Annotated in this window: 18 protein-coding genes; 10 read left to right on the forward strand and 8 right to left on the reverse strand. The window is 76.5% G+C overall.

Features of this window, described 5'->3' with window-relative positions; all coding sequences use genetic code 11:
* Nucleotides 1-33 precede the first annotated feature (33 nt).
* Nucleotides 34-3,336: a WD40 domain-containing protein gene (locus tag ABD352_RS40880; RefSeq protein ID WP_344617963.1), complete on the forward strand. Its 3,303-nt coding sequence runs from the start codon at nucleotides 34-36 to the stop codon at nucleotides 3,334-3,336.
* A gap of 146 nt (nucleotides 3,337-3,482) precedes the next feature.
* Nucleotides 3,483-4,334, forward strand: coding sequence for an LLM class flavin-dependent oxidoreductase (locus ABD352_RS40885; protein WP_344617964.1), 852 nt, complete (start codon nucleotides 3,483-3,485; stop codon nucleotides 4,332-4,334).
* Here the strand turns inward: ABD352_RS40885 and ABD352_RS40890 are convergent.
* The 4 genes from ABD352_RS40890 to ABD352_RS40905 are packed head-to-tail and all read right to left on the reverse strand — an operon-like array spanning nucleotide 4,286 to nucleotide 6,971.
* Nucleotides 4,286-5,212, reverse strand: a complete 927-nt coding sequence (locus tag ABD352_RS40890) for a phosphotransferase family protein (protein WP_344617965.1) — start codon at nucleotides 5,210-5,212, stop codon at nucleotides 4,286-4,288. The genes ABD352_RS40885 and ABD352_RS40890 overlap by 49 nt on opposite strands.
* The gene (locus ABD352_RS40895) at nucleotides 5,209-5,388 is read right to left on the reverse strand and encodes a hypothetical protein (RefSeq protein WP_344617966.1); all 180 of its coding nucleotides are present in this window, start codon (nucleotides 5,386-5,388) and stop codon (nucleotides 5,209-5,211) included. Before ABD352_RS40895 ends, ABD352_RS40890 begins: the two co-directional genes overlap by 4 nt.
* On the reverse strand, nucleotides 5,385-6,122 hold the full coding sequence (locus ABD352_RS40900; protein WP_344617967.1) for a hypothetical protein: 738 nt from the start codon (nucleotides 6,120-6,122) through the stop codon (nucleotides 5,385-5,387). The genes ABD352_RS40895 and ABD352_RS40900 overlap by 4 nt, the downstream gene beginning before the upstream one ends.
* Before the next feature lie 30 nt (nucleotides 6,123-6,152).
* Entirely contained in the window at nucleotides 6,153-6,971 is an 819-nt protein-coding gene (locus tag ABD352_RS40905; RefSeq protein ID WP_344617968.1) for an alpha/beta hydrolase, read from the reverse strand.
* Between the two features lie 95 nt (nucleotides 6,972-7,066).
* Between ABD352_RS40905 and ABD352_RS40910 the strand changes: the two genes are divergently transcribed.
* The gene (locus tag ABD352_RS40910; RefSeq protein ID WP_344617969.1) at nucleotides 7,067-7,804 is read left to right on the forward strand and encodes a laminin G domain-containing protein; all 738 of its coding nucleotides are present in this window, start codon (nucleotides 7,067-7,069) and stop codon (nucleotides 7,802-7,804) included.
* A 4-nt stretch (nucleotides 7,805-7,808) separates the two neighbouring features.
* On the opposite strand, the gene ABD352_RS40915 is transcribed toward ABD352_RS40910, so the two are convergent.
* Nucleotides 7,809-8,486, reverse strand: coding sequence for a response regulator (locus tag ABD352_RS40915; RefSeq protein ID WP_344617970.1), 678 nt, complete (start codon nucleotides 8,484-8,486; stop codon nucleotides 7,809-7,811).
* Nucleotides 8,483-9,778 carry a sensor histidine kinase gene (locus ABD352_RS40920; RefSeq protein WP_344617971.1) on the reverse strand — a complete coding sequence of 432 codons (1,296 nt, stop codon included), beginning with the start codon at nucleotides 9,776-9,778 and terminating at the stop codon, nucleotides 8,483-8,485. The genes ABD352_RS40915 and ABD352_RS40920 overlap by 4 nt, the downstream gene beginning before the upstream one ends.
* Nucleotides 9,779-9,909: 131 nt before the next feature.
* Here ABD352_RS40920 and ABD352_RS40925 point away from each other — a divergent pair, with 131 nt between their 5' ends.
* Genes ABD352_RS40925 through ABD352_RS40935 form a run of 3 tightly spaced genes read left to right on the forward strand, consistent with a single transcriptional unit; the run spans nucleotide 9,910 to nucleotide 13,523 of the window.
* Nucleotides 9,910-10,584 carry an ABC transporter ATP-binding protein gene (locus ABD352_RS40925; RefSeq protein ID WP_344617972.1) on the forward strand — a complete coding sequence of 225 codons (675 nt, stop codon included), beginning with the start codon at nucleotides 9,910-9,912 and terminating at the stop codon, nucleotides 10,582-10,584.
* Nucleotides 10,581-12,857, forward strand: a complete 2,277-nt coding sequence (locus ABD352_RS40930) for an ABC transporter permease (RefSeq protein ID WP_344617973.1) — start codon at nucleotides 10,581-10,583, stop codon at nucleotides 12,855-12,857. Before ABD352_RS40925 ends, ABD352_RS40930 begins: the two co-directional genes overlap by 4 nt.
* 21 nt (nucleotides 12,858-12,878) lie before the next feature.
* Nucleotides 12,879-13,523 (forward strand): hypothetical protein, encoded by a 645-nt coding sequence (locus ABD352_RS40935; protein WP_344617974.1) that lies wholly within the window; start codon nucleotides 12,879-12,881, stop codon nucleotides 13,521-13,523.
* Here the strand turns inward: ABD352_RS40935 and ABD352_RS40940 are convergent, their stop codons facing one another.
* Nucleotides 13,524-15,056, reverse strand: a complete 1,533-nt coding sequence (locus ABD352_RS40940) for a HEAT repeat domain-containing protein (RefSeq protein ID WP_344617975.1) — start codon at nucleotides 15,054-15,056, stop codon at nucleotides 13,524-13,526. It abuts the gene before it with no gap.
* Between the two features lie 19 nt (nucleotides 15,057-15,075).
* Between ABD352_RS40940 and ABD352_RS40945 the strand changes: the two genes are divergently transcribed.
* Entirely contained in the window at nucleotides 15,076-15,369 is a 294-nt protein-coding gene (locus ABD352_RS40945; RefSeq protein WP_344617976.1) for an SCO0607 family lipoprotein, read from the forward strand.
* A 5-nt stretch (nucleotides 15,370-15,374) separates the two neighbouring features.
* On the opposite strand, the gene ABD352_RS40950 is transcribed toward ABD352_RS40945, so the two are convergent.
* Complete coding sequence (locus tag ABD352_RS40950; RefSeq protein ID WP_344617977.1) at nucleotides 15,375-16,049, reverse strand: hypothetical protein; 675 nt, start codon at nucleotides 16,047-16,049, stop codon at nucleotides 15,375-15,377.
* A gap of 91 nt (nucleotides 16,050-16,140) precedes the next feature.
* Between ABD352_RS40950 and ABD352_RS40955 the strand changes: the two genes are divergently transcribed.
* Genes ABD352_RS40955 through ABD352_RS40965 form a run of 3 tightly spaced genes read left to right on the forward strand, consistent with a single transcriptional unit; the run spans nucleotide 16,141 to nucleotide 20,663 of the window.
* The gene (locus tag ABD352_RS40955) at nucleotides 16,141-17,211 is read left to right on the forward strand and encodes a trypsin-like serine peptidase (RefSeq protein WP_344617978.1); all 1,071 of its coding nucleotides are present in this window, start codon (nucleotides 16,141-16,143) and stop codon (nucleotides 17,209-17,211) included.
* A complete protein-coding gene (locus ABD352_RS40960; RefSeq protein WP_344617979.1) occupies nucleotides 17,198-18,262 on the forward strand; it encodes a hypothetical protein in 1,065 nt (354 codons plus the stop codon). The genes ABD352_RS40955 and ABD352_RS40960 overlap by 14 nt, the downstream gene beginning before the upstream one ends.
* Complete coding sequence (locus tag ABD352_RS40965) at nucleotides 18,255-20,663, forward strand: hypothetical protein (RefSeq protein WP_344617980.1); 2,409 nt, start codon at nucleotides 18,255-18,257, stop codon at nucleotides 20,661-20,663. The genes ABD352_RS40960 and ABD352_RS40965 overlap by 8 nt, the downstream gene beginning before the upstream one ends.
* Nucleotides 20,664-20,681 lie beyond the last annotated feature (18 nt).

The raw sequence follows: 20,681 nt of genomic DNA on the forward strand, positions 1-20,681 counted from the left end.
CCCGGGGCGCGGCGGCGACCGTAGGGTGTCCCGGTGACGTATCGGCTCGGGATCGACCTGGGCACGTCGACGACCGTCGCCGTGCTGGCCGGGCCGCAGGGGCCCGCGCGGACGCTGCTGTTCGACGCCTCGCCGCTGCTGTCCTCCGCGGTGTTCGCGGGGGCCGGCACGGGGCTGCGGACCGGGCGGGACGCGGAGCTGGCGGCGACGGCGTACCCGGAGGGGCTCGAGGCCAACCCGAAGCGGCGCATCGACGACGGGACGATCTGGCTGGGGGAGCAGGAGTACGAGGTCGCCGAGGTCCTCGCGGCCATCCTCGGGCGGGTCGCGGCCGAGGCCCGGCGGGTGGCCGGGGAGGCGCCGCGGTCGGTCGTGCTCACCCACCCGGCGGCGTGGGGGCGGTCGCGGCTCGCGGTGCTGCTCGCGGCGGCCGGGCGGGCCGGGCTCGAGGTGGCGGGCACGGTGCCCGAGCCGGTCGCGGCGGCGGCGTACTTCGTCACCACCCTCGAACGCCAGGTCGCGCCCGGGCGGCACGTCGTGGTGTTCGACCTCGGCGCCGGGACGTTCGACGTCAGCGTGGTGCGCCGGACCGGCGACGGGCTCGAGGTGGTCGCGTCCGACGGGCTCAACGACGTCGGCGGGCTCGACCTCGACGCGGCCGTGGTGGCGCACGTGCAGGGGCTGACCGCGACGGCGGCCGGGGTGTGGGGCGTCCTCGACTGGCCGCAGACCGTCGCCGACCGGCAGGCCCGGCAGACGCTGTGGAGCGGGGCGCGGGCGGCGAAGGAGCAGCTGACCCGGCACTCCACGGCGGAGCTGTACGTGCCGCTGGTCGACGCCGTCCTGCACCTCACCCGGGAGGAGTTCGAGAAGGCGGCGCGGCCGCACCTGGACCGGACCGTGGCGCTGACCGTCAAGGTGCTGCGCGAGGCCGGCGTGGGGCCGGAGCGCATCGACGGCGTGTTCCTGGTGGGCGGGTCGTCGCGGATTCCCCTGGCCGCCACGCTGCTGCACCGGACGCTGCGGATCAGCCCGACGGTCGTCGACATGCCGGAGCTGGTCGTGGCGGAGGGGAGCCTGCTCGCGCTCCCGGCCGCCCCGCAGGCGCCTCGGGTCGGTGCCGTCCCGCAAGTCGGGCAGGGTCCACAGCTCGCGACGCCAGCGCCGGTGATGGCGCCGATCGCCGAATTGCCACCGCTTCCAGCCCCGCCGATCGAGCCCGCCCTGATCCAAGCCGCGCCGATCGAGCCCGCCCTGATCCAAGCCGCGCCGATCCAGGCCGCCCTGATCCGAGCCGCGCCGATTCAAGCCGCCCCGAGCGAGCCCGCCCCGGCCGTGGCCGCCCCGATCCGGGCTGCCGCGGGCGAGGCGGCTCCGGCCGAAGTCGCCGTGACGGAGGCCGCGGCCGACCCCGGCGCGCCGGTGCTGGAGTTCTCTGCCCCGCCCGGCACGGACGTGACGTTCGATCCCAGCGGCACGCTGCTGGCGGTCGCCGCCGAGGCCGGCGTGCAGATCTGGCGCGCCGACGGCACCCACGTGCGCACCCTGCGAGGGCACGCGCGACCCGTCACCGCGGTCGCCTGGTCCCCGCGCGGCGACCTGGTGGCGAGCGCGGCCGAGGACAACATCGTACGGCTGTGGCGCGTGGCCGACGCCGCGACGCTGCACGTCCTCGAGGGCCACGACGACCGGGTCCGCCGCATCGCCTGGTCCCCGGACGGCCTGCGGCTGGCCACCGCCGGCGAGGACCACACGGTACGGCTGTGGCGCGCCGACGGCACCCACGAGCACACCCTGAGCGGCCACAAGGACTGGGTCCGCGACGTCGCGTGGTCCCCGGACGGGCACCTCCTCGCCACCGCCGGCACCGACGGCACCGCACGGGTCTGGCAGGCCGGCGGCGCCCCCGTCGGCACCATCACCGGCCACGCCGGCGCGGTCTGGTCCGTGGCCTGGTCCCCGGACGGCGGGATGCTCGCGACCGGCGGCGCCGACCGCAGCGTCCGGCTGTGGCGCGCCGCCGACGGCCGCCCGCTCGGCGCCATCCTGGGCCACACCGGCGGCATCGCCTCGGTGTCGTGGTCGCCCACCGGCCACTTCATCGCCACCGCGAGCGCCGATCACAGCGCCCGGCTGTGGCTGGCCGTCGACGGGCGCCCGCAGTACACCTTCAACGGCCACACCGGCGAGGTCCGCGCCCTGGCGTGGGCGCCCGACGGGCACACCGTGGCCACCGCCGGCGCCGACCGCACCGTGCGCCTGTGGGGCATCGCCGACGGCGCGGCCCGCGGCGTGCTCACCGCGCCCGCTGGCGGGCTGTGGACGGCGGCCTGGTCGCCCGACGGGACGCACCTCGCCGCCGCCGGGGCCGACGGCGCCGCGTACGTGTGGCACGCCCCGGACGGCAGCCCGCGCCCGCCGCTCGTCGGTCACGACGGCCCGGTCCGCGGGGCCGGCTGGTCGCCCGACGGAAGGTTCCTGGCCACGGCCGGCGAGGACCGCACCGTGCGCGTGTGGCAGGCCGACGCCGGCCGCCCCCTCGCCGTGCTGACCGGCCACACCGGCGCCGTGTGGGCGGTCGCGTGGTCGCCCGACGGCCGGTACCTGGCCACCGGCGGCGTCGACCGCACCGTGCGCCTGTGGCAGGCCGGCGGCCCCCCGCTGCGGGTCCTGACCGGGCACCTCGGCCGGATCTGGGACGTGGCGTGGTCGCCCGACCAGCACCGGCTCGCCAGCGCCAGCACCGACAACACCGTCCGCGTCTGGCGCACTACCGACGGCGAGCAGCTCGGTGACCTCTTCGGGCACACCGGCCGGGTCGCCGCCGTCGCCTGGTCGCCCGACGGCGGGCTGCTGGCCACCGCCAGCGCCGACCGCACGGCCCGGATCTGGACCGCCTCCGACGGCAAGTCGCGGATCACGCTCGACGGCCACGCCGAGGGCGTGCGGTCGGTGGCCTGGTCCCCGGACGGGCGCCTCCTGGCCACCGGGAGCGAGGACCGCACCGCCCGCCTGTGGTCGTCCGACGGCACACCGCTGCACACCCTGGAGGGCCACCTCGGCCCGGTCTGGTCGGTGACCTGGTCGCCCGACGGGCGGCACGTGGCCACGGCCGGCGCGGACCGCACCCTGCGCGTCTGGCGGGCCGCGGACGGCGTTTCCCTGGCGACGGTACGCCCCTGGGCCGACGGCTGGGCGGTGCTCTACGCCGACGGCCGGTTCAAGCAGGCCGGCATCCCGCGCGGCGAGTTCTGGTGGGCCGTCGGCCTGACCCGCTACGACCCCGGCCGGCACCCCGCGATCACCGAGGCGGACCCCGCGACCCCGCTGCTGTAGGCCCCGCGGCCCGAGCGGCTATAGTGCCGGGGAAATCCGAATTCCCGGGCCGAGAACCACGTCGCAGATGGGCCGGGGACCTCGCCGAGGCGCGGGGAGGAGGGGGCGGCTCAGTTTTTGCTGCCCACCTCACGGAGGAACCACCCATGGACATCGGCATCGGCCTGCCCATCAGCGCGCCCGAGCGGCTGACCGACTGGGCCCGCGCCGCCGAGGCGCACGGCTTCGCCACCCTCGCGCTGCTCGACCGGCTCGCCTACGACAACCCCGAGCCCCTCGCGGCGCTCGCCGTCCTGGCCGGCGCGACCCGGCGCATCCGGCTGCAGACCGAGGTGCTGCTCGGGCCGCTGCGCAGCACCGCCCTGCTGGCCAAGCAGGCCGCCACGCTCGACCGGATGGCCGGCGGGCGGTTCGTGCTCGGGCTCGGCATCGGCGGGCGCGACGACGACCACGCCGCCGCCGGCACCCCGACCGGCGGGCGGGGCCGCGCGCTCGACGAGCAGATCGTCGCGCTGCGCCGGATCTGGGGCGGCGGGGCGTACCGCGGCACGAACATCGGCCCCCGCCCGCTGACGCCCACCGGCCCGGCCGTCCTGCTCGGCGGGTTCGCCCCGGCCGCGCTGCGCCGGGTGGCCCGCCACGGCGACGGCTTCATCTGCGCCGCGCCGCCGCAGTGGGCGGGCGGGCTGCTCGACACCGTGCGGCAGGAGTGGGACGCGGCCGGGCGGTCCGGCAGGCCGCGGCTCGTCTGCCAGGTCAACGTGGCCGCCGGGCCGGCCGCGACGGTCGAGCGGGCCCGGCGGGCCGTCGCGGACTACTACGCGTTCACCGGGCGGCCCGGCTGGGGCGCGCCGCTGAGCGATCCGGAGCAGATCGCCGGGGCGATCGAGGCCTACCGGGCGCTCGGCGCCGACGAGGTCGTCCTGTACTGCTACGCCGACGACCCGGCTCAGCTGGACACCCTGGCCCGGATCCGCTCGATCGCCCTCGCGAAGTAGCGGTGCCCGGCCGGCCGGGTCAGCAGATCGGCGAGGGAGTACAGGTCCAGCGCCCCGGCCAGCCGGCGCCACCGCGGCGGCAGCTCCCCGCCGCCGGCGCGGAACCCGGCCAGGAACGCCTCCTCGAACCCGGCCGGCCGCGGGTCGCGCAGCATGTTGCCCACGTCGAAGAGCGGGGCGCCGCTGAACGCGAACTCCCAGTCGAGCACCGCGGCGACCCGCCAGCGGCCGCCGCGGCGCTCGGCCAGGAGGTTCTTCGGGTTGAAGTCGCCGTGCACGAGCCGTCGCGAGCCGTGCAGCACCGCGAGCTGCGGCGTGGCCTCGTCGGCCATCCGCTGCAGCTCGCGGCGCTCGTGGCCGGTGAGGTGGCCCTCGGCGTTGCCGTGCGCGAGGCAGCGGGCCACCCAGGCGCCGAGGCCGGCGGCCGGCTCGGCGCCCTCCGGCCCGGGGGTCAGCGTGCCGTCGCCGAAGAACCCGGGCGCGGCGAAGGTCACCGTGCCGGCGGCGGCCAGCGCCTCGCCGATCGCCCCGCCCAGCTCGGCCGCCTCCGGCCCGGCGAGCCCGTCGAGGACCTCGCCGGCCGGGTGGCCCGGCGCCAGCGCGGACAGCATCGCGGGCTCGCCGGCCGCCTCGCCGGTCGGGTCGGCCGCCACCACCTCGGGCACCGGCACGACCCCGGCCAGGCGGGCGGCCAGGGCCGCCTCGACCGCGCAGGCGTTGGTCCGCAGGTAGCGGCGGAGCACGAGCTCGCCGCCGCCGGCGAACGTGAGGACCGCGTTGTCGTTGCTGTACCCGCCGGTGAGCGCGCGCACCCCGGCGACCCGCGACCCGGCGGCGGACTCGACCCAGGCACGCAGCGGCGCGGCGAGTGCCGTCATACGGAGTACTGGGGGAAGTCGGTGGCGCGGTCCCAGCGCACTTGCGGCAGCGGCTTCTCGACCGGCAGGAGGTAGCCGTCGAGCCGGGCCCGGGTCACGTCGGCGACGGGGTCGCCGGCCGGGATGGCGGCCACCCCGCAGGCCTCGACGACGTCCAGCGCCGATAGGCGGCTCACCAGCGGACCTCCTGGCAGTCGCCGGGAGGGCCGGGGGACGCCGCCTGCAGCTCCAGGTCGGCGGTGCTGCGGTCCAGGATCAGCCGGGCCTGCAGCCAGCCGCAGTTCCAGCTCACCACCGGCTGCCGGTCGGCGACCGGGTGGAGGCGGCCGGCGAGCCAGTTCGCGGTGGGCGCCTCGATCGGCTCGCCCGTGGTGAGCGTGGCGGTCGTGCAGGCCTTGAGGAAGTCCAGCGCCGACTGCGGCAGCCTGCCGTCGTCGTCGCCACGGACCTGGCAGTCCACCTTGAACATCGCATCGCCGTGGTCCATCGTCACCTCGACCACGGCGAGCGCCTTGTCGAGGCGCACCTCGCCGTGGCGGGCGCCGCCCGCGGTCGCCAGCGTGACGGGCCGGGGGAGCCGGGCGGCCCAGTCGGTGAGGGACACCGGCAGCGACAACGCGCCGATCTGGCCGGGCTGCAGCGTGACGGTCTCGCCGTCCAGCACGACGGTCACGGGGCCCGACGGCAGCACGATGTCGTCGCCCGACGGCCTTCCCGGTGGCGGCTTCGGGCTCGGCGTGCCGGCCGCGGCCGGCTCCGCCTCGCTCCCGCCGGTCCCGCGGCGGTCCAGCACGATGAAGATCGCCGCGGCGGCCAGGATCGCCGCGGCGACGGCGCACGACACGATCAGGATTCGGTTGGACGGCCGCGGCGCCGGCGGCTCGTCCTCGTGGTCATCCCCGTGATTCATCGACACGGCGATGTTGATAGCACATCGCGGTCAGTCGATCGAGTCCAAAAAGTCGCGCAGGACGGCCAGCCAGGCCTGCGGGGCGTCGAGGTGGGCGTCGTGGCCGGCGCCCGGGATGACGGCGTATCCGGCGTCCGGCCGCTCGGCGCGCATCCGCTCGTCCTCGGCCGCCGGGATCTTGCCGTGCTCGCCGCGGACCAGCAGCGTCGGGGCGGTCACGCAGGCCCACTCCTCCCAGCGGGCCCGCGCCGCCACCGGCTCGATCGCGGCCCGCATGACGTCGGCGTCGAAGCGCGGGCGCAGGCCGTCCTCGCCCGCCTCCATTGCGTCCGCCCAGGCCTCGGCCAGAGGGTTCGCGCCGAGGTACCGCACCGCCGCCGCCCGGTCGGCGAAGGGCACCGGCCAGCCCGCGAACCACGCGCCGAGCCGGGCCGGGTAGTCCTCGTCGCCGGGCGCCGTCCCGCCGACGCCGGCCTCCAGCATCACCAGGCCGCGGACGAGGTGGGGGTACCACGCCGCCGTCAGCATCGCCGTGTGCCCGCCCATCGACTGCCCGACCAGCACGGCCGGGCGGCCGTCGCAGAGCCGCTCGATCACGGCGGCGGCGTCGGCGGCGTACGCGCGGCGGGACACGTCGGCCGGGCGCCGTGTGCTGCGGCCGTGGCCCCGCTGGTCCGGCACCGCCACCCGGTGGCCGCGGGCCAGCGCCTCGGCGGTCGGGTGCAGCTCCCCGGCGTCGCCGGCCAGGCCGTGCAGCAGTACCACCCGGCCGCCGCCGGCACCTGCGACGAGGCAGGAGAGGGAGACCTCGCCGCGGTCCAGCGTGACCCGGTGAGCAGACGCATCCATGTCCGAATCATGCCAGGAGGTCCGGTGAAATAACGGTTCGGCATCTGCGCGAAAGTCCACATTTACGCAAGATCCGGGCATTTAGGATGACTGGCATGCGCACACGGTCGCGGCACATGGCCGCCGTACTCCTCACCACCGCCGCGACCCTCGCGGGCACCGCCACCGGGGCCGGTGCCACGGCCGAGATCGGCGGCGGGCACCTCATCGCCCGCTACGACATGAACGAGGGGCCGGCGGCGCGCACGATGGTCGACGGCTCCGGGCACGGGCTCAACGGCACCATCGGCAGCGAGGTGGTCACCGGCGTCTCCGGCGGCGGCGCGACCGGCTACCGGTTCACCCGCCTCGACCCGGACACCCCGCCGACGCACCCGCGGCACCTGGCGACCGTGCCGAGCGCGAGCGACCTCAACCCCGGCGGCCGGGACTACGCGGTGACGATCCGGCTGCGCACGCAGTACCACTTCGGCAACATCGTGCAGAAGGGCCAGGCCACCGTCGACGGCGGCAACTTCAAGCTGCAGATCCCCAACGGCATCGTGCAGTGCCTCTTCCGCGGCGACCGCGGGTCGATCATCGTCTCCTCGCGCACCCGGCTCAACGACGGCGCCTGGCACACCGTGCGCTGCGAGCGCGTCGAGTCCGGCGGCTCGCCCGGCGTGGTGCTGACCGTGGACGGCACGACGGAGGCGCGGCGGGCCGGGCGCACCGGCTACATCGCCAACTCGTGGCCGCTGTCGATCGGCGGCAAGACCGCCTGCGACCAGGTGCGCGTGGGCTGCGACTACTACGCCGGCGACCTCGACTACGTGGAGCTGTCCGCCCGCTGAGGCCTCAGCCGCCCGCCGAGCCCGGAGTCACCAGCCCGGTCTCGTAGGCGACCACGATCGCCTGGGCCCGGTCCCGCAGCCGCAGCTTCGACAGGATCCGGGCCACGTGCGTCTTCACCGTCGCGTCGCTGAGGTGCAGGCGCTCGGCCAGCTCGGCGTTGGACAGCCCGCGGGCCAGCAGCGCCAGCACCTCGAGCTCCCGCGGCGTGAGCGTGGACAGGTCCCGGTGCAGGGCGGCGGCGCGCTCGTCGCGGATCGCGTACCGCTCGATGAGCCGCCGGGTGATCGCCGGGGCCAGCAGCGCGTCCCCGGCCCGGACCAGCCGCACGGCCGCCACCAGCTGCTCGGGGCTCACGTCCTTGAGCAGGAAGCCGCTCGCCCCGGCGGAGAGGGCGGCGTAGACGTACCGGTCGAGGTCGAACGTCGTCAGGATGACCACCCGCGGCGGGTCGGCGGCGGCCGGGGACAGGATGCGGCGGGTCGCCTCCAGCCCGTCCATCTCCGGCATCCGCACGTCCATGAGCACCACGTCGGGCAGGGTGCGCCGGACCGCGTCCACCGCCTCGAGCCCGTTGGCGGCCTCGGCGACCACCTCGATCCCGTCGGCGGTGAGGATCATCCGGAACCCGGTGCGCACCAGCGCCTGGTCGTCGGCGATCACCACCCGCAGCCGCTCGCTCAACCGCCCTCCTCCTGCAAGGGAATCTCGGCCACCACCCGGAACCCGCCGGTGGGCCGGGGCCCGGCGGTGAGCGTGCCACCGTACACCGCCAGCCGCTCCCGCAGCCCGGCGAGCCCGCGCCCGCTGCCCTTCGCGCCCGGTGACACCTCGCCGCCGTCGTCGACGACCTCGACCCGCAGCACCCCGCCCGCCGCCGCCACCCCGACGTGCACCGAGGCCCCGGCGGCGTGCTTCACCGCGTTGGTGAGCGCCTCCTGCACCACCCGGTAGGCGGCCAGCCCGACGCCGGGGGAGACCTCCGGGGTCTCGACGCTCAGCGTGACCGGCACCCCGGTCTCCCGGACCCGCCCGGCCAGGGCCGGGATCTGGTCCAGGCCCGGCTGCGGGGCCAGGTCGGTGCCGTCCGCGTCGACCGTGAGCAGCCCGATCACCTGCCGCAGCTCGGTCATCGCGGCCCGCCCGCCGGCCTCCACCGACAGCAGGGCCTCCCGGGCCAGCTCAGGCGCCGTGTCCATCACCTTGCGGGCCGCGCCGGCCTGCACCACCATCACGCTCACGTTGTGGGTGACCACGTCGTGCAGCTCCCGGGCCAGCCGGGCCCGCTCCCGGTCGACCGCCAGCCGGGTCGCCGCCGCCTGCTCACGCTCGAGCGTGGCGGCCCGCTGCCGCCACGCGTGCATGGCGTTGGCGCCCAGCCCGACCGCCGACAGGGCGACGAACATCGCCAGGCCCGACGGCAGGCTCGGCAGGATGTCGCTGTTGGAGCCGAGCACGAGCGCGCCGGCCACGACCACGCAGGCCAGCGCCAGGTTGCGGTAGCGGCTGTACATCGGCGCGCTGTACGCGGCGATCACCGACCCCACCACCGTCCAGGTCGGATCGGCGTCCATGCGGTACACCCGGAACGCGCACACCGCGATGACCAGGAACGAAGCCAGCGGGTAGCGGCGGCGCGCGGCCAGGGGCAGCGCGGTCAGGGCGGCCACCACCAGCAGCCACCCGGCCGGCTGGTCATCGTCGCCGGGCGGCGGCACGAAGACGCCGCCGGGCGCGTCGGGCGCGCCCGGCGCCTCAACCGCGTGCGGCACGACGTGGATGCGCACGGGCATCTTCTCGTCGGCCCCGGCGTAGGGCTCCGTGGCGCCGTTGACCGCGCCGACGGCCAGCAGCACGGCCAGGATGATGTCGGCCGCCCACGCCCACGCCGTCACCGGCGGCGGGGCCGGCGACTTCACCCGCAGCCAGGCCAGCGCGGCCCGCCGGCCGCGCGCGATCGCGGCACGCACCTCCATCCGCCCAGTCTGGCCGACGGCCCGGCGCCCGCGCGTCCCGACCGGTATGTACATCGCAGTGATGACGGGTCCGCCGGAAACCCGCAGCGTGGGCGACGACCACGCAGCGTGTGCGGGCCTAGCGTCGCCGCATGCTGATCGAGTTCGAAGACGTGACGAAGCGTTACGAGGGCGGGACCGCCGCCCTGGACGGGCTGACCCTGCGGGTCGAGGCCGGGGAGGCCCTGGCCGTGCTCGGCCCCTCCGGCAGCGGCAAGTCCACGCTGCTCAACCTGGTGGCCGGGCTGGACCGGCCGACGAGCGGCACGGTGACCGTCGACGGGGTGCGGGTGGACCGGCTGGGGGAGGCGGCGTCCGCGCAGTACCGCCGCCGCCGCATCGGCATGGTCTTCCAGTTCTTCAACCTGCTCGACGACCTGACCGTGCTCGACAACGTGCTGATGCCCGCCCAGCTGGCCGGCACGCACCGGGCCAAGGCGCTGCGGCGGGCGAACGAGCTGCTGGAGCACCTCGGCGTCGCGAAACACGCGAAGGCCTTCCCGGGGCGGCTGTCCGGCGGGGAGCGGCAGCGGGTCGCGGTGGCCCGGGCGCTGATGAACCGGCCGCCGCTGCTGCTGGCCGACGAGCCCACCGGCGCCCTGGACACCGCCTCCGGCGAGGAGGTGCGCAAGCTGCTCACCGAGCTCAACCGCGACGGGCAGACCCTGCTGCTGGTGACCCACGACCTGGCCCTGGCCGAGGCGTGCGCGACCCGGACCATCTACCTCGTCGACGGCCGCCTCGCCGGGAGCGGGGTGCCGGCGTGAAGCGGGTCGTCGTCGCCCTCACCACACTGCTCACGGTCACCGCGTCCGTCCTGGCCGTCGGGCTGCTCGTCGCCTCCTCGGCCCCGTTCGCCCGGGCCTTCGACCGCCAGCGCGGCGCCCACCTCGCCGCCCAGTTCGACGCCGCGAAGGTGAGCGCCACGCAACTGGCCGCGACCGCGCACGCCACCGGGGTCACCGCGACCGCCGGGCCGTTCGCGACCGTGACCGTCCGCCCGCGCACCGCCACCCACGGGCAGGGCCTCGGCCTGCCGCCCGGGATCGACCTGCCGCCCACCACCGTGGTCGGCCGCCCGGACCTCGGCACCGGCGGCGTGGACGCGCTCGAGGTCGTCGCCGGGCGCTGGCCGACCGGCCCGAACGAGATCGTGTGGGCGGCGGACGGGTCGCCGATCGACGTCGGCGACGAGCTCGACTTCGGCGCCACCCGGATGAAGATCGTCGGGACGGCCCGCTCGATCGGCCGGACCGCCCAGGCCTGGGCGCTGCCGGACACCGTGGCGGCGCTGCACCCGACCGGGCTGCAGATGCTCTACCGGTTCGCCGACGCCGGCACCGATGCCGCGATCAACGCCGACCGGGCCGCCATCGCCGCCGCCGTGCCCCCGGACGCCCTGCAGGGCGCAGCCTCCTACCTGAGCGTCAAGGCCGACGCGGAGAAGGTGGCGGGCACCTTCGCCCCGTTCGTCGTCGCGTTCGGCGTGCTCGGGCTGGCCATGTCGGTGCTCATCATCGGCATCGTGGTGAGCGGCTCGGTCAGCTCCGCCACCCGCCGCATCGGCATCCTCAAGGCCCTCGGCCACACCCCGGCCCAGGTCGTGCGGATCTACGTGCGGCAGGCCCTCGTCCCGGCGGCCGTCGGGGCGGTGCTCGGCATTCCGCTGGGCAACCTTGCGGCGCTGCCGGTGCTGAAGGAGGAGGGCGACGCCTTCGGCACCGGGACGGTCCACCTGGACTGGTGGGTTTCCGCGGCGGTACCGCTGGCGGTCCTCGCCATCGTCGCCGCCACCGCGTTCGGGCCGGCGCTGCGGGCCGGGCGGCTGCGCACCATCGACGCCCTCGCCGTGGGCCGCACCCCGTCGCTCGGCCGCGGCCGGCGGGCCCGGCAGCTGCTCGGCCGGCTGCCGCTGCCCCGGCCGGTGAGCCTCGGCCTGGGCACCCCGTTCAGCCGCCCCGGCCGCTCGGCCACCATCGCCGCGGCGGTCGCCCTCGGCGCGCTCGGCGTCACCTTCGGCGCCGGCCTGGCGCTGTCCGTCGGCGGCGTGCAGACCGCGCTGAACCGCCGCGACGCCGGGGACGTCATCGTGTACTCCGGCCCGCCCGGCAACTGGGACGCGGCCGCGGTCGAGGCGGCGATCAAGGCGCAGGCCGGGACCGTGCGGTACTTCCAGAGCAACGAGTTCGACGCCACCGTCGCCAACCTCACCGGCACGACCGAGGTCGTCACCTTCACCGGCGACGCGAGCTGGGGCACGTACGAGGTCATCGCGGGCCGCTGGTTCGCCGGCCCCGGCGAGGCCGTCGTCCCCACCGCCTTCCTCGACCGGGCCGGCACGAAGATCGGCGACACCGTGACGATCACCAACGCCGGCCGCACCGCCACCGTCCGCATCGTCGGCGAGGTCATGGACCTGAGCTCCAACGGCCAGCGGATCGTCACCGACGCCGGCTCCGTCGCCGGCCTGCGGCTGGACTCCGGCCGGGGCGAGGGCGCCTACCACATCGACGTGGCCGACGGCACCGACCTCGCCGCCTACGCCGCCGCCCTGAGCAAGGTCGTGCAGGACCAGGGCGGCGAGGCCGACGTCAACGTCGGCGAGATCAGCGGGACCGTGGTGGCCATGGACACCCTGGCCGGCACGCTCACCCTGCTGCTCGTCGCCGTCGCCGGGCTCGGCGTGCTCAACACCGTCGTGCTGGACACCCGCGAGCGGGTCCACGAGCTCGGCGTGTTCAAGGCCCTCGGCATGGCTCCGCGCCAGACCGTCGCCATGGTGCTCACCTCGGTCGCCGGGATCGGCCTGCTGGCCGGCCTGGTCGGGGTGCCGGCCGGGATCGCCGTGCACGACTGGATCCTGCCCCGGATGGGCCACGCCGCCGGCACCCGTTTCCCGGCGCACATCCTGCACGTGTACCACCCGCCGCTGCTGGCCGCGCTCGCCCTCGGCGGCCTGGCCATCGCCCTGGCCGGCGCCCTGCTGCCGGCCGGCTGGGCGGCCCGCACCGGCACCGCCCGGGCCCTGCGCACCGAGTAGGCCCCGCTAAGGTGACGACGTATGGAGCTGCAGCGCCGGCGGCGGTCCCTCGGGCTCGCCCTCCTCGTCATGGCCTTCGGCGTCGTCGCCCTGCTCTGCGCGTGGGGCGCCCGCGCCTCCCTCGGCGCGGTCATCTTCGTCGCGGGCGGCGTCCTGGCCCTCGGCCTGGGCGCCGTCCTCGCCCGCGACGAGCTGCGGCCGTTCCGCTTCGCCATCGGCCCCGACGGCGTGACGCTGCGCGACGGCACCCTCGTCGCCTGGGCCGGGATCGAGCGGGTCGTGCTCGACGAGCCGGCCCCGCCGGCCACCTCCGGCCCCCACCTCGTGCTGGAGCCCGGCGAGCGGGTAGTGCTCAAGCTCGACGAGGTCAAGCAGTCCCGGGAGCAGATCGTCGAGGCCCTGCAGCGGTACGGCGGGAGCCGCCTCGACGACCGCATCGCGCGCCGCGGCGAGGGTCCCGGGTTCGAGGTCGTGCTGCGCGGCTACGAGCGCGGCCGGATCGACCGCCTGCTGCGCCAGGCCGCCGACGCGCTGCTCGGCGACGACCCGTCCGCGCGGGCCGAGGCCCGGGCCGCGCTGGAGCGGCCGGACCTGCTCGTCGTGGCCCGCGGCTACGATCCGGCGCAGGTCGAGGCCCACCTGCGCAAGCTCGCCGCCCGGCTGTGACTACCTGGTGCGGCGGCCCTCGGCGGCCGCGACCGCGAGCTCCAGGTGCCAGTCGGCCACGTCGATCTCCGACGGCGGGTCCTGCGGGCTGGCGGCGCGCAGCTGCTCGAGGTACCAGGTCTCGTCCGCGGGGCGCATGAGCAGCCGCAGCCAGGTCACGTTGCGGGCCCGCCGGCACTCCTCGACGCCGAGCACCGAGCGCAGCGCCTCGACCGGGTCCTCGCCGGGCAGCAGCAGCCGCACGATCGGCGCCGCCACCGGCGGCTGCACGCCGGCCGCCAGCAGCCGCGCCGCGAGGGCGTGCGCGGCCCGGGTGAGCAGCAGCGCCCGCCGGGCCGCGGTCGTCGGCCCGCGGACCGGGTCGGGGTACTCGTGGGCCGGGTCCTCCAGCGCCACCTGGTAGGCGACCATCTCCCCGGCCGTCATCGCCCGCTCGGCGTCGTGGGCGGCGACCGCGTCCGCCATCTCGGCCATGCCCGGCTGGGGCGTCGGGGCGGCGTCCGCGGCCTGCCGGGCCACCTCGCGCAGGAAGGCGTCGCCGCCGGCCCGGGCGGCGCCGGCGGCCCGCTGGGGCACCGACAGCAGCGCGCCCAGCGCGTGCCGGTCGCCGTCGAAGTTGGCGTACCGGTGCAGCCGCTCGATGACCGGGCGCAGCTGCGGCGCCTCCTGCAGCAGCGGCCGGTACCGCAGCAGCACCGCCAGCACGCCCTCGTCGGGCTCGGCCAGCACCCGCAGCCCGATCGCCGGCCCGGCGACGCCCGGCTCGCCGGCGTCGCGCAGGGCCTCCGCCGCGGCCTTGCGCACCGCGGTGGCGGCGTCGCCGAGCAGCCCGACCATGGCCCGGACCGCCTCCGGGTCCCGCCGCCGGTGCGCCAGGCAGGCCAGCAGCGCCGCCCGCACCCCCGGATCACGCTCGCTTCGCACCGCGGCCACGAACGGCTCGACCCCGATCGCGGCGAACCGCAGCAGCAGGGCGGCCCCGGCCCGTACCTCCGGCGCCGGATCCCCGGCCATGAGCCGCAGGCAGACGTCGTCGTCGCGCACGCCCGCCGGCACCTGCAGCCCCTCCAGCCGCAGCAGCGGCGAGGGGTCAGCCAGCAGCTTCGCCGCGTACGCCGCCGTGCGGTGTATGGACAGCACGGCCCGGGCCGCCCGCAGCCGCACCCGGGGGTCGGGATGGGCCTCGAGACGCTGGCGCAGCGGCTCGTAGCGGGGGCCGAGGTAGTACAGCAGCGTCGCCACCCGGTCGTCGTCGTGCGCCGGGTCCGTCACCTCCCCGGCGACCCGCTCGTCGATGCCGCCCCGCCGGGCCAGGATCTCCCCGAGCGCCACCGCGGCCGCGTCCCCGGCGTGCTCGAAGGTCTCCCCGAGCCCCCCGGCCACCCGCACCTCGGCCCCGTCGGTCAGCGCCGCCCGCAGCAGCGCATCGACCAGCCGGTGATCCCCGGCCTCCCCGGCCCGCCGCGCCGCGTCGAGCCGGACCGCGGGGTCGGGGTCGCGCAGGGCGTCGCGCAGCCGCTCATACAGCGCCATCGTGGTACACCATAGACGGATGCGCCGCTTCCTCGCCCTGCTGCTCGCGACCGCGCTGCTCCCGGCGGCCGGCTGCCACGTGCGGGAGCGGATCTGCGGGTCGGACTCGTACCCGGCCAAGGCGGTGGGCAACACGACGGGCCGCACCTGCGTCCCCGACGGCCAGGACCCGCCGGCCGGCTACGTGCGCTACCCGAAGGACAAGCAGCCGGTCTACGTCGACGACCAGTGGGACCGCTACTGGCGCACGGTGACCGTCGACGAGCACGGCAACATCGTCTCCACCGCGACCCCGTCCCCGGCGCAGTCCTGACGCGGCTACCACCGGCCCTGTTCGCGCAGGGCGAGCACCCCCAGGGCGGTCTCCAGGCGGTCGCGGTCGCGCTCGGTCCGGGCGTCGGGCGCGCAGGCGGCGAGCATCGCGCGCGGTGCCGGGGTCAGCAGCCAGCGGCCGAACGGCTCGGCGCAGGCGTCGGGGCCCGGCACCACCAGGTCGACCAGCTGCCAGCGGGCCTCGCGGGTGCCCACCGTGGCCCAGTGCTCGAGGTACGGCTCGACGTCCAGGCCGATGGTCGCGGCGGCATCGAGGACCCGCCCGGCGGTGCGGCCGTCGGACGGCAGGTGGCGCAGCGTGTCGGCGAACCAGGCGCGGACGAACGCCTCGACCGCGGCGCGTTCGCGGCCGGTCAGCTCGGGCCAGCGGGCGTGCAGGCCGATGGCGACGATGAAGTCGCCGATGCCGTCGTCGGCCGGCAGGGCGCGCAGCAGGGACGGCATGAAGTACGTCATCAGCTCCCAGTCGAACGAGGTGTTCCACCAGTAGCGGTCCAGCAGCTCGCCGTCGAGGTCGCGGGGGTCGATGCGGTTCAGTAGCTCGTGGTCGTCCTCGCCGGTGCAGTGACCAGCGCACAGCCGCGGTGCGGAGGGCCTCGGCCGGTGGGCGAAGGCCGCGAAGAGCTCCTCGGCGGCGGCATCCAGGTCCGGGCTCGGCATGCGGCCACCTTATGGGGTGCACCCTGGCGGATCGAAACACCGCCGATCGGCGGGGTGGTTTCCGGCACGGGACGATGGGAGGCTGGACGCCGTGGATTTCGTGGGCGGCGTCCTGGACGAGTATCCGCTGGACTTCTCCCGCCCGCCGCTGCGGGCGCTGCACGCGCTCGTCGCCCGGGTGCTGTTCCAGCCCGCCGACGTGATCGCGGTGGTGCTCGACTCCGGGATGAACCCGGCGACCGTCACCTTCACCGGCAGCGCGCTGCAGCAGTGGCAGAGCGTCCTGTCCGAGGCCCGGGCCCAGGACCTCGTCGCTGAGCTGCTGGATGCGGTACGGCGGCGCCAGCCCCCGCTCGGCCGGCGCATCGACGAGCTGGTCGGCCCGCGGCCCGTCCTCGAACCGGGCACCGGCGCGCCCGACGGCCTGTCCGACCCGCGGGGTCCCGGCTGGGTCGGGTTCGCCGGGAACGAGCGGCTGGTCGTCGACGGCGTCGACACGCTGCTCGGCATCGCGTTCCTCGGGGTCGGGCTGGAGCGGGCCCGGTCGGTGTGCCGCGTCACCGCCACCTTCGCGGGCGGCCCGGCGCACGGCACAGCCAGCCTGATCGGGCCCGACCTGCTGCTCACCAACCACCACGTGCTGCACGACTGGGAGCGCGGGGACCGCCCGGCCGGCCCGGTCGAGGCGTGGTTCGACTACGAGGTCGACGCCGCCGGCGCCTCCCGCCAGCTGACGGTCGTGCCCTGCGACCCGGCCACCATCGCGGGCGACCGCGAGCACGACTGGGCCGTCGTCCGGCTGGCCGCGCCGGCCCCCGCCACCGCCGAAGTGCTCGACCTGACCGGCGCCGAGCCGCCGCGGCCGGGCGACTACGTGTTCATCATCCAGCACCCGGACGGCGGCCCGAAGATGATCGGCCTCAGCCACAACCTGGTCCGCCACGTCGACGACGACGTGGTGCAGTACTGGACGGACACCAAGGCCGGCTCGTCGGGCTCCCCGGTGTTCGACCGGCACTGGCGGGTGGTCGGCCTGCACCACCGCTGGGTGAGCGCCGCCGAGGAGCACGGCATCTCGTACCGCAACCAGGGCCGGCGCATCGAGCGCGTCCTTGCCGGACTGTCCGCCCGCGGCATCAAGGTGGGCCGTGTTCAGCCCTGACGACCTCGTGTACGCCGACCTGCGCCACCCGCGCACGGAGGCGCTCGTCGACCTGCTGACCCGCACGGTCTACGGCGACGCGGTGCCGCCGACGCTGGAGCAGGCCGGCCTCAACCCGGGCCTCTACCCGCTGAGCACCGCCCGGCTCGCGTGGACCCAGGCCGTGCCCGACGCCTTCCAGCGGGGCCGGCTCGGCGCCCTCGTCGACGCGGTGAGCGAGATGCGCCCGGCGTTCCGGCAGGAGCTGGACCGGCGCCTCGAGCAGGCGCTCGGCGTGGGCTGGTACCACCACGCCGACCCGTACGCGTGGTGCTTCGTCGGCCCGCGGACCGTCCGCGCCGTCATCGACCGGTACGAGCTGCGCGCCGGCCTGCGCCAGCTGGCCCGGGCCGACTACTGGGTGCTGGTCGTGCACGGCCCGCCCCGCTCGGGCAAGTCGCACACCTGGCTGCTGCTGGAGCACCTGCGCTCGGCCGGCGGCCTGGCCGGCCACCGGTTCGCCCGCGTCACCACGCACTACTGGACCGGCGAGGTCACCGGCCCCGCGTTCGCCGAGTCCCTGGCGGCCAAGCTCGGCCTGCGCGTGGACGTCACGCCGAGCGGCGAGCTGGACGACGCCTGGGTCCGCAAGTTCCTCGACAGCCTCGTCGGCGCCTACCCCCACGACCACGCCACCCGCTGGATCATCCTCGACGGCCTCGACCGCCCCGGCGTCCACGAGAGCGCCCGGGACCTCGCCCGCGGCCTGATCGCGCGGGTCGAGGACGCCGAGCTGCCGCACACCCGCCTGGTCGTGACCGGCCTGGACCCGTACGGCCTGCCCGGCAGCCACGCGGTGCGCGTCGAGGAGATTCCGGCCATCGACGGCGAGGTGCTGCACCGCTTCCTCGCCGACGTCGCCGGCCACCTGGGCCGCGACACCACCGAGGCCGAGCTGGACGCCTGCGTCGCCGAGATCCTCGGCCCCGGCACGCAGCCGCCCGACCTGGCCCTCGTGGAGGAGTCCGTGGTGCGCCTCGTGACCACCCGGTGGGTGAGCGCCCATGCCTGACCAGCCGTGGCTCACCCGGGCCGCCGTGCTGTCGGTGTTCGACCTCGACTGGCTCGGGCCCGGCCCGGACGACGCCGGCGAGCGCCTCGCGGCGTTCCTGGCCGCCAACTGCGAGCGGGTCGTCGACGCCGGCGGCACCCCGCGGTGGCGCCTGCGCGACGACGAGCGGCTGCGGGTGCTGCGCGGCACGCCGAGGGAGGAGCTGCTGGCCGCCCTGGGGGAGACGTCCGGGCGGCCGGACGAGCCGGTGCAGCGGCTGATGGAGCGGTACCTGCGCGGCACCCCGGTCCTGCAGGACGATGCCGGCACCGCGGAGCTCGCCGCGGCGCTGCAGCTGCAGCGCTGGTTCGGCCCTGACCCGGCCCTGCCGGCCGCCGCCGAGGCACAGTCGCTCCTGGAGTGGCGGCAGCTCCTCGCCCCGCTGCGGCGGCTCCTCGCCGCCGGCTTCCTCGGCCGCGCGGACCTGGTCGAGGCGCTGTCCCGGCACGTCACGGGGGCACCGGCCGCGCCGTTCGTGGTCGAGGGGGTCGGCGGCAGCGGCAAGTCGACGGTGCTCGCCCGGCTGGTCGAGCAGAGCATCGCCGCCGGTCACCTCGTCTGCTACGCGGGCCTCGACCGCTCGTGGCTGCTGGACGGCGGCTCCTGGTCGCTGTTCGACGAGCTGGCCCGCCAGGTCGCCCTGCAGCTGCCGGTGGACGGCCGGATCGCCGGGCTGCGCGCGCGGCTGCGGGAGGCGGCCGGGCGCCGCGGCTACACCGACATCGCCTCCCGCGGCAGCCAGCGCATCGAGCGGGTGCCGGAGGAGCTGATGGCCCGGCTGGGCGAGATCGTCGGCGACCGGCGGCTCCTGCTCGTGCTCGACACCCTCGAGGAGCTGGCCCGCCGCGACGAGTACGTGGCCCGCGAGCTGTCGGCCTTCCTGGCCGTGCTGCAGGCGCTGGTGCCGGGCCTGCGCGTGGTGGCGGCCGGCCGCGCCCGCCCCCGTTCGGGCTTCGGCGCCGGCCGGGTGTGGCCGCTGACCGGCCTGAGCCGCAAGGACAGCGTCATGCTGCTGCGCATGCTCGGCGCGGACACCGGCGCCGAGCTACTGACGCGCATCGCCCGGCTGACCCGCGGCAACCCGCTCAGCCTGCACCTGGCGGCCGACGTGCTGCGGCGCACGGGGACCGACCCGACCCGGCTCATCGCGCTCGGCGAGGGCGACATCCAGGGCCAGCTGTACTCCAGGCTGCTCGAACACGTCCGGGACCGGCGCGCCCGCGCGGTCGCCCACCCCGGCCTGGTCGTGCGCCGCATCACGCCCGACGTCATCCGGGCGGTCCTGGCCGGGCCCTGCGGCCTGGCCCCGCTCACCGCCGAGGACGCGGCGCAGATCTTCCGCGCCCTGGAGCGGGAGGCGACCCTGTGCGAGCCGTCGTCCGACGGCGACGGCGCCCTCGTGCACCGCCCCGACGTCCGCGCCATCATGCTGGCGGCCATCGCCCGCGACCGCCCGGCCGCCGCGCGTTCCATCCACGAGGCGGCGGTGGACTACTACGCGCACAGCGCGGAGCCGGTCGCCCGGCGCGAGGAGCTCTACCACCGCCTGATGCTCGCGCGGCCCGCGCGGGAGCTGGACGGGCGGTGGGAGGAGCCGGCCGGTGCGGAGCTGGCCGCGGTGCTGGACGAGCTGCCGCCCGGGTCGCAGGTGTACGTCGCCGGCCGCATCGGTGGCCTGCGGCTGGACCCCGACGTCCGCGCCCGGGCCGACGACGAGCAGTGGGAGCGCACGGCCCGTCCCGCCGCCGTGGCGATGATCGAGCGGCGGCAGTACGACCAGGCCCTGGCCCTGATCACCGAGCGCCGCGGCGGCGACGGCCGGTCGCTGCTGCCCGACCTGGAGATCGAGGTGCTGGAGCGCCTCGGGCACAAGGCGGCCGCGCTGCGGCTGTGCGAGCGGGAGCGGCGGCGGGCCTCGGCGCTCGGCGACGACGCCCGGGTCCGCGACCTGATCGTGCAGCAGGCCCGGATCCTGGAGCGGGGCGGCCGCTTCGACGAGGCCTGGGATCTCCTCGAGCCCCTCGCCGCGCTGGACCGGGCCGCGCGGGCCCGGGGCGGCCCGATCGAGCCGGGCACCCGCACCCGCGACCTCGTGCTGCTCACCAGCCTGCTGCGGATCGCCCGGCACGCGGCGCGCCCCAAGCCGGTCGTCGACCCGTTGCGGGCCGAGACCGTGGCGCTGGCCGAGGACGCCCCGGCCCGGGAGCTCTCCGGCCACCCGAGCCTCCTGCGCGACCTGGCCGCCGAGGTCGGTGTCCTGTCGCCGCGGATCTTCAACCTGGCGTCCATCATGTTCCGCCTGGAGACGGTGGACGAGTACGTGCAGGTGACGGAGGAAGCGCAGGGCTACGACCAGTTCTGAGGAGCGCCGCTATTCGTC

It is taken from the genome of Dactylosporangium salmoneum (assembly GCF_039532525.1).
Lineage (GTDB): Bacteria > Actinomycetota > Actinomycetes > Mycobacteriales > Micromonosporaceae > Dactylosporangium > Dactylosporangium salmoneum.

Bases quoted from the DNA above. Each gene is read 5' to 3' on its own strand.
- ABD352_RS40885 (WP_344617964.1), top strand. From the start codon at position 3,483: ATGGACATCGGCATCGGCCTGCCCATCAGCGCGCCCGAGCGGCTGACC.
- ABD352_RS40890 (WP_344617965.1), bottom strand. From the start codon at position 5,212: ATGACGGCACTCGCCGCGCCGCTGCGTGCCTGGGTCGAGTCCGCCGCC.
- ABD352_RS40900 (WP_344617967.1), bottom strand. From the start codon at position 6,122: ATGAATCACGGGGATGACCACGAGGACGAGCCGCCGGCGCCGCGGCCG.
- ABD352_RS40905 (WP_344617968.1), bottom strand. From the start codon at position 6,971: ATGGATGCGTCTGCTCACCGGGTCACGCTGGACCGCGGCGAGGTCTCC.
- ABD352_RS40910 (WP_344617969.1), top strand. From the start codon at position 7,067: ATGCGCACACGGTCGCGGCACATGGCCGCCGTACTCCTCACCACCGCC.
- ABD352_RS40920 (WP_344617971.1), bottom strand. From the start codon at position 9,778: ATGGAGGTGCGTGCCGCGATCGCGCGCGGCCGGCGGGCCGCGCTGGCC.
- ABD352_RS40925 (WP_344617972.1), top strand. From the start codon at position 9,910: ATGCTGATCGAGTTCGAAGACGTGACGAAGCGTTACGAGGGCGGGACC.
- ABD352_RS40935 (WP_344617974.1), top strand. From the start codon at position 12,879: ATGGAGCTGCAGCGCCGGCGGCGGTCCCTCGGGCTCGCCCTCCTCGTC.
- ABD352_RS40940 (WP_344617975.1), bottom strand. From the start codon at position 15,056: ATGGCGCTGTATGAGCGGCTGCGCGACGCCCTGCGCGACCCCGACCCC.
- ABD352_RS40945 (WP_344617976.1), top strand. From the start codon at position 15,076: ATGCGCCGCTTCCTCGCCCTGCTGCTCGCGACCGCGCTGCTCCCGGCG.
- ABD352_RS40950 (WP_344617977.1), bottom strand. From the start codon at position 16,049: ATGCCGAGCCCGGACCTGGATGCCGCCGCCGAGGAGCTCTTCGCGGCC.
- ABD352_RS40965 (WP_344617980.1), top strand. From the start codon at position 18,255: ATGCCTGACCAGCCGTGGCTCACCCGGGCCGCCGTGCTGTCGGTGTTC.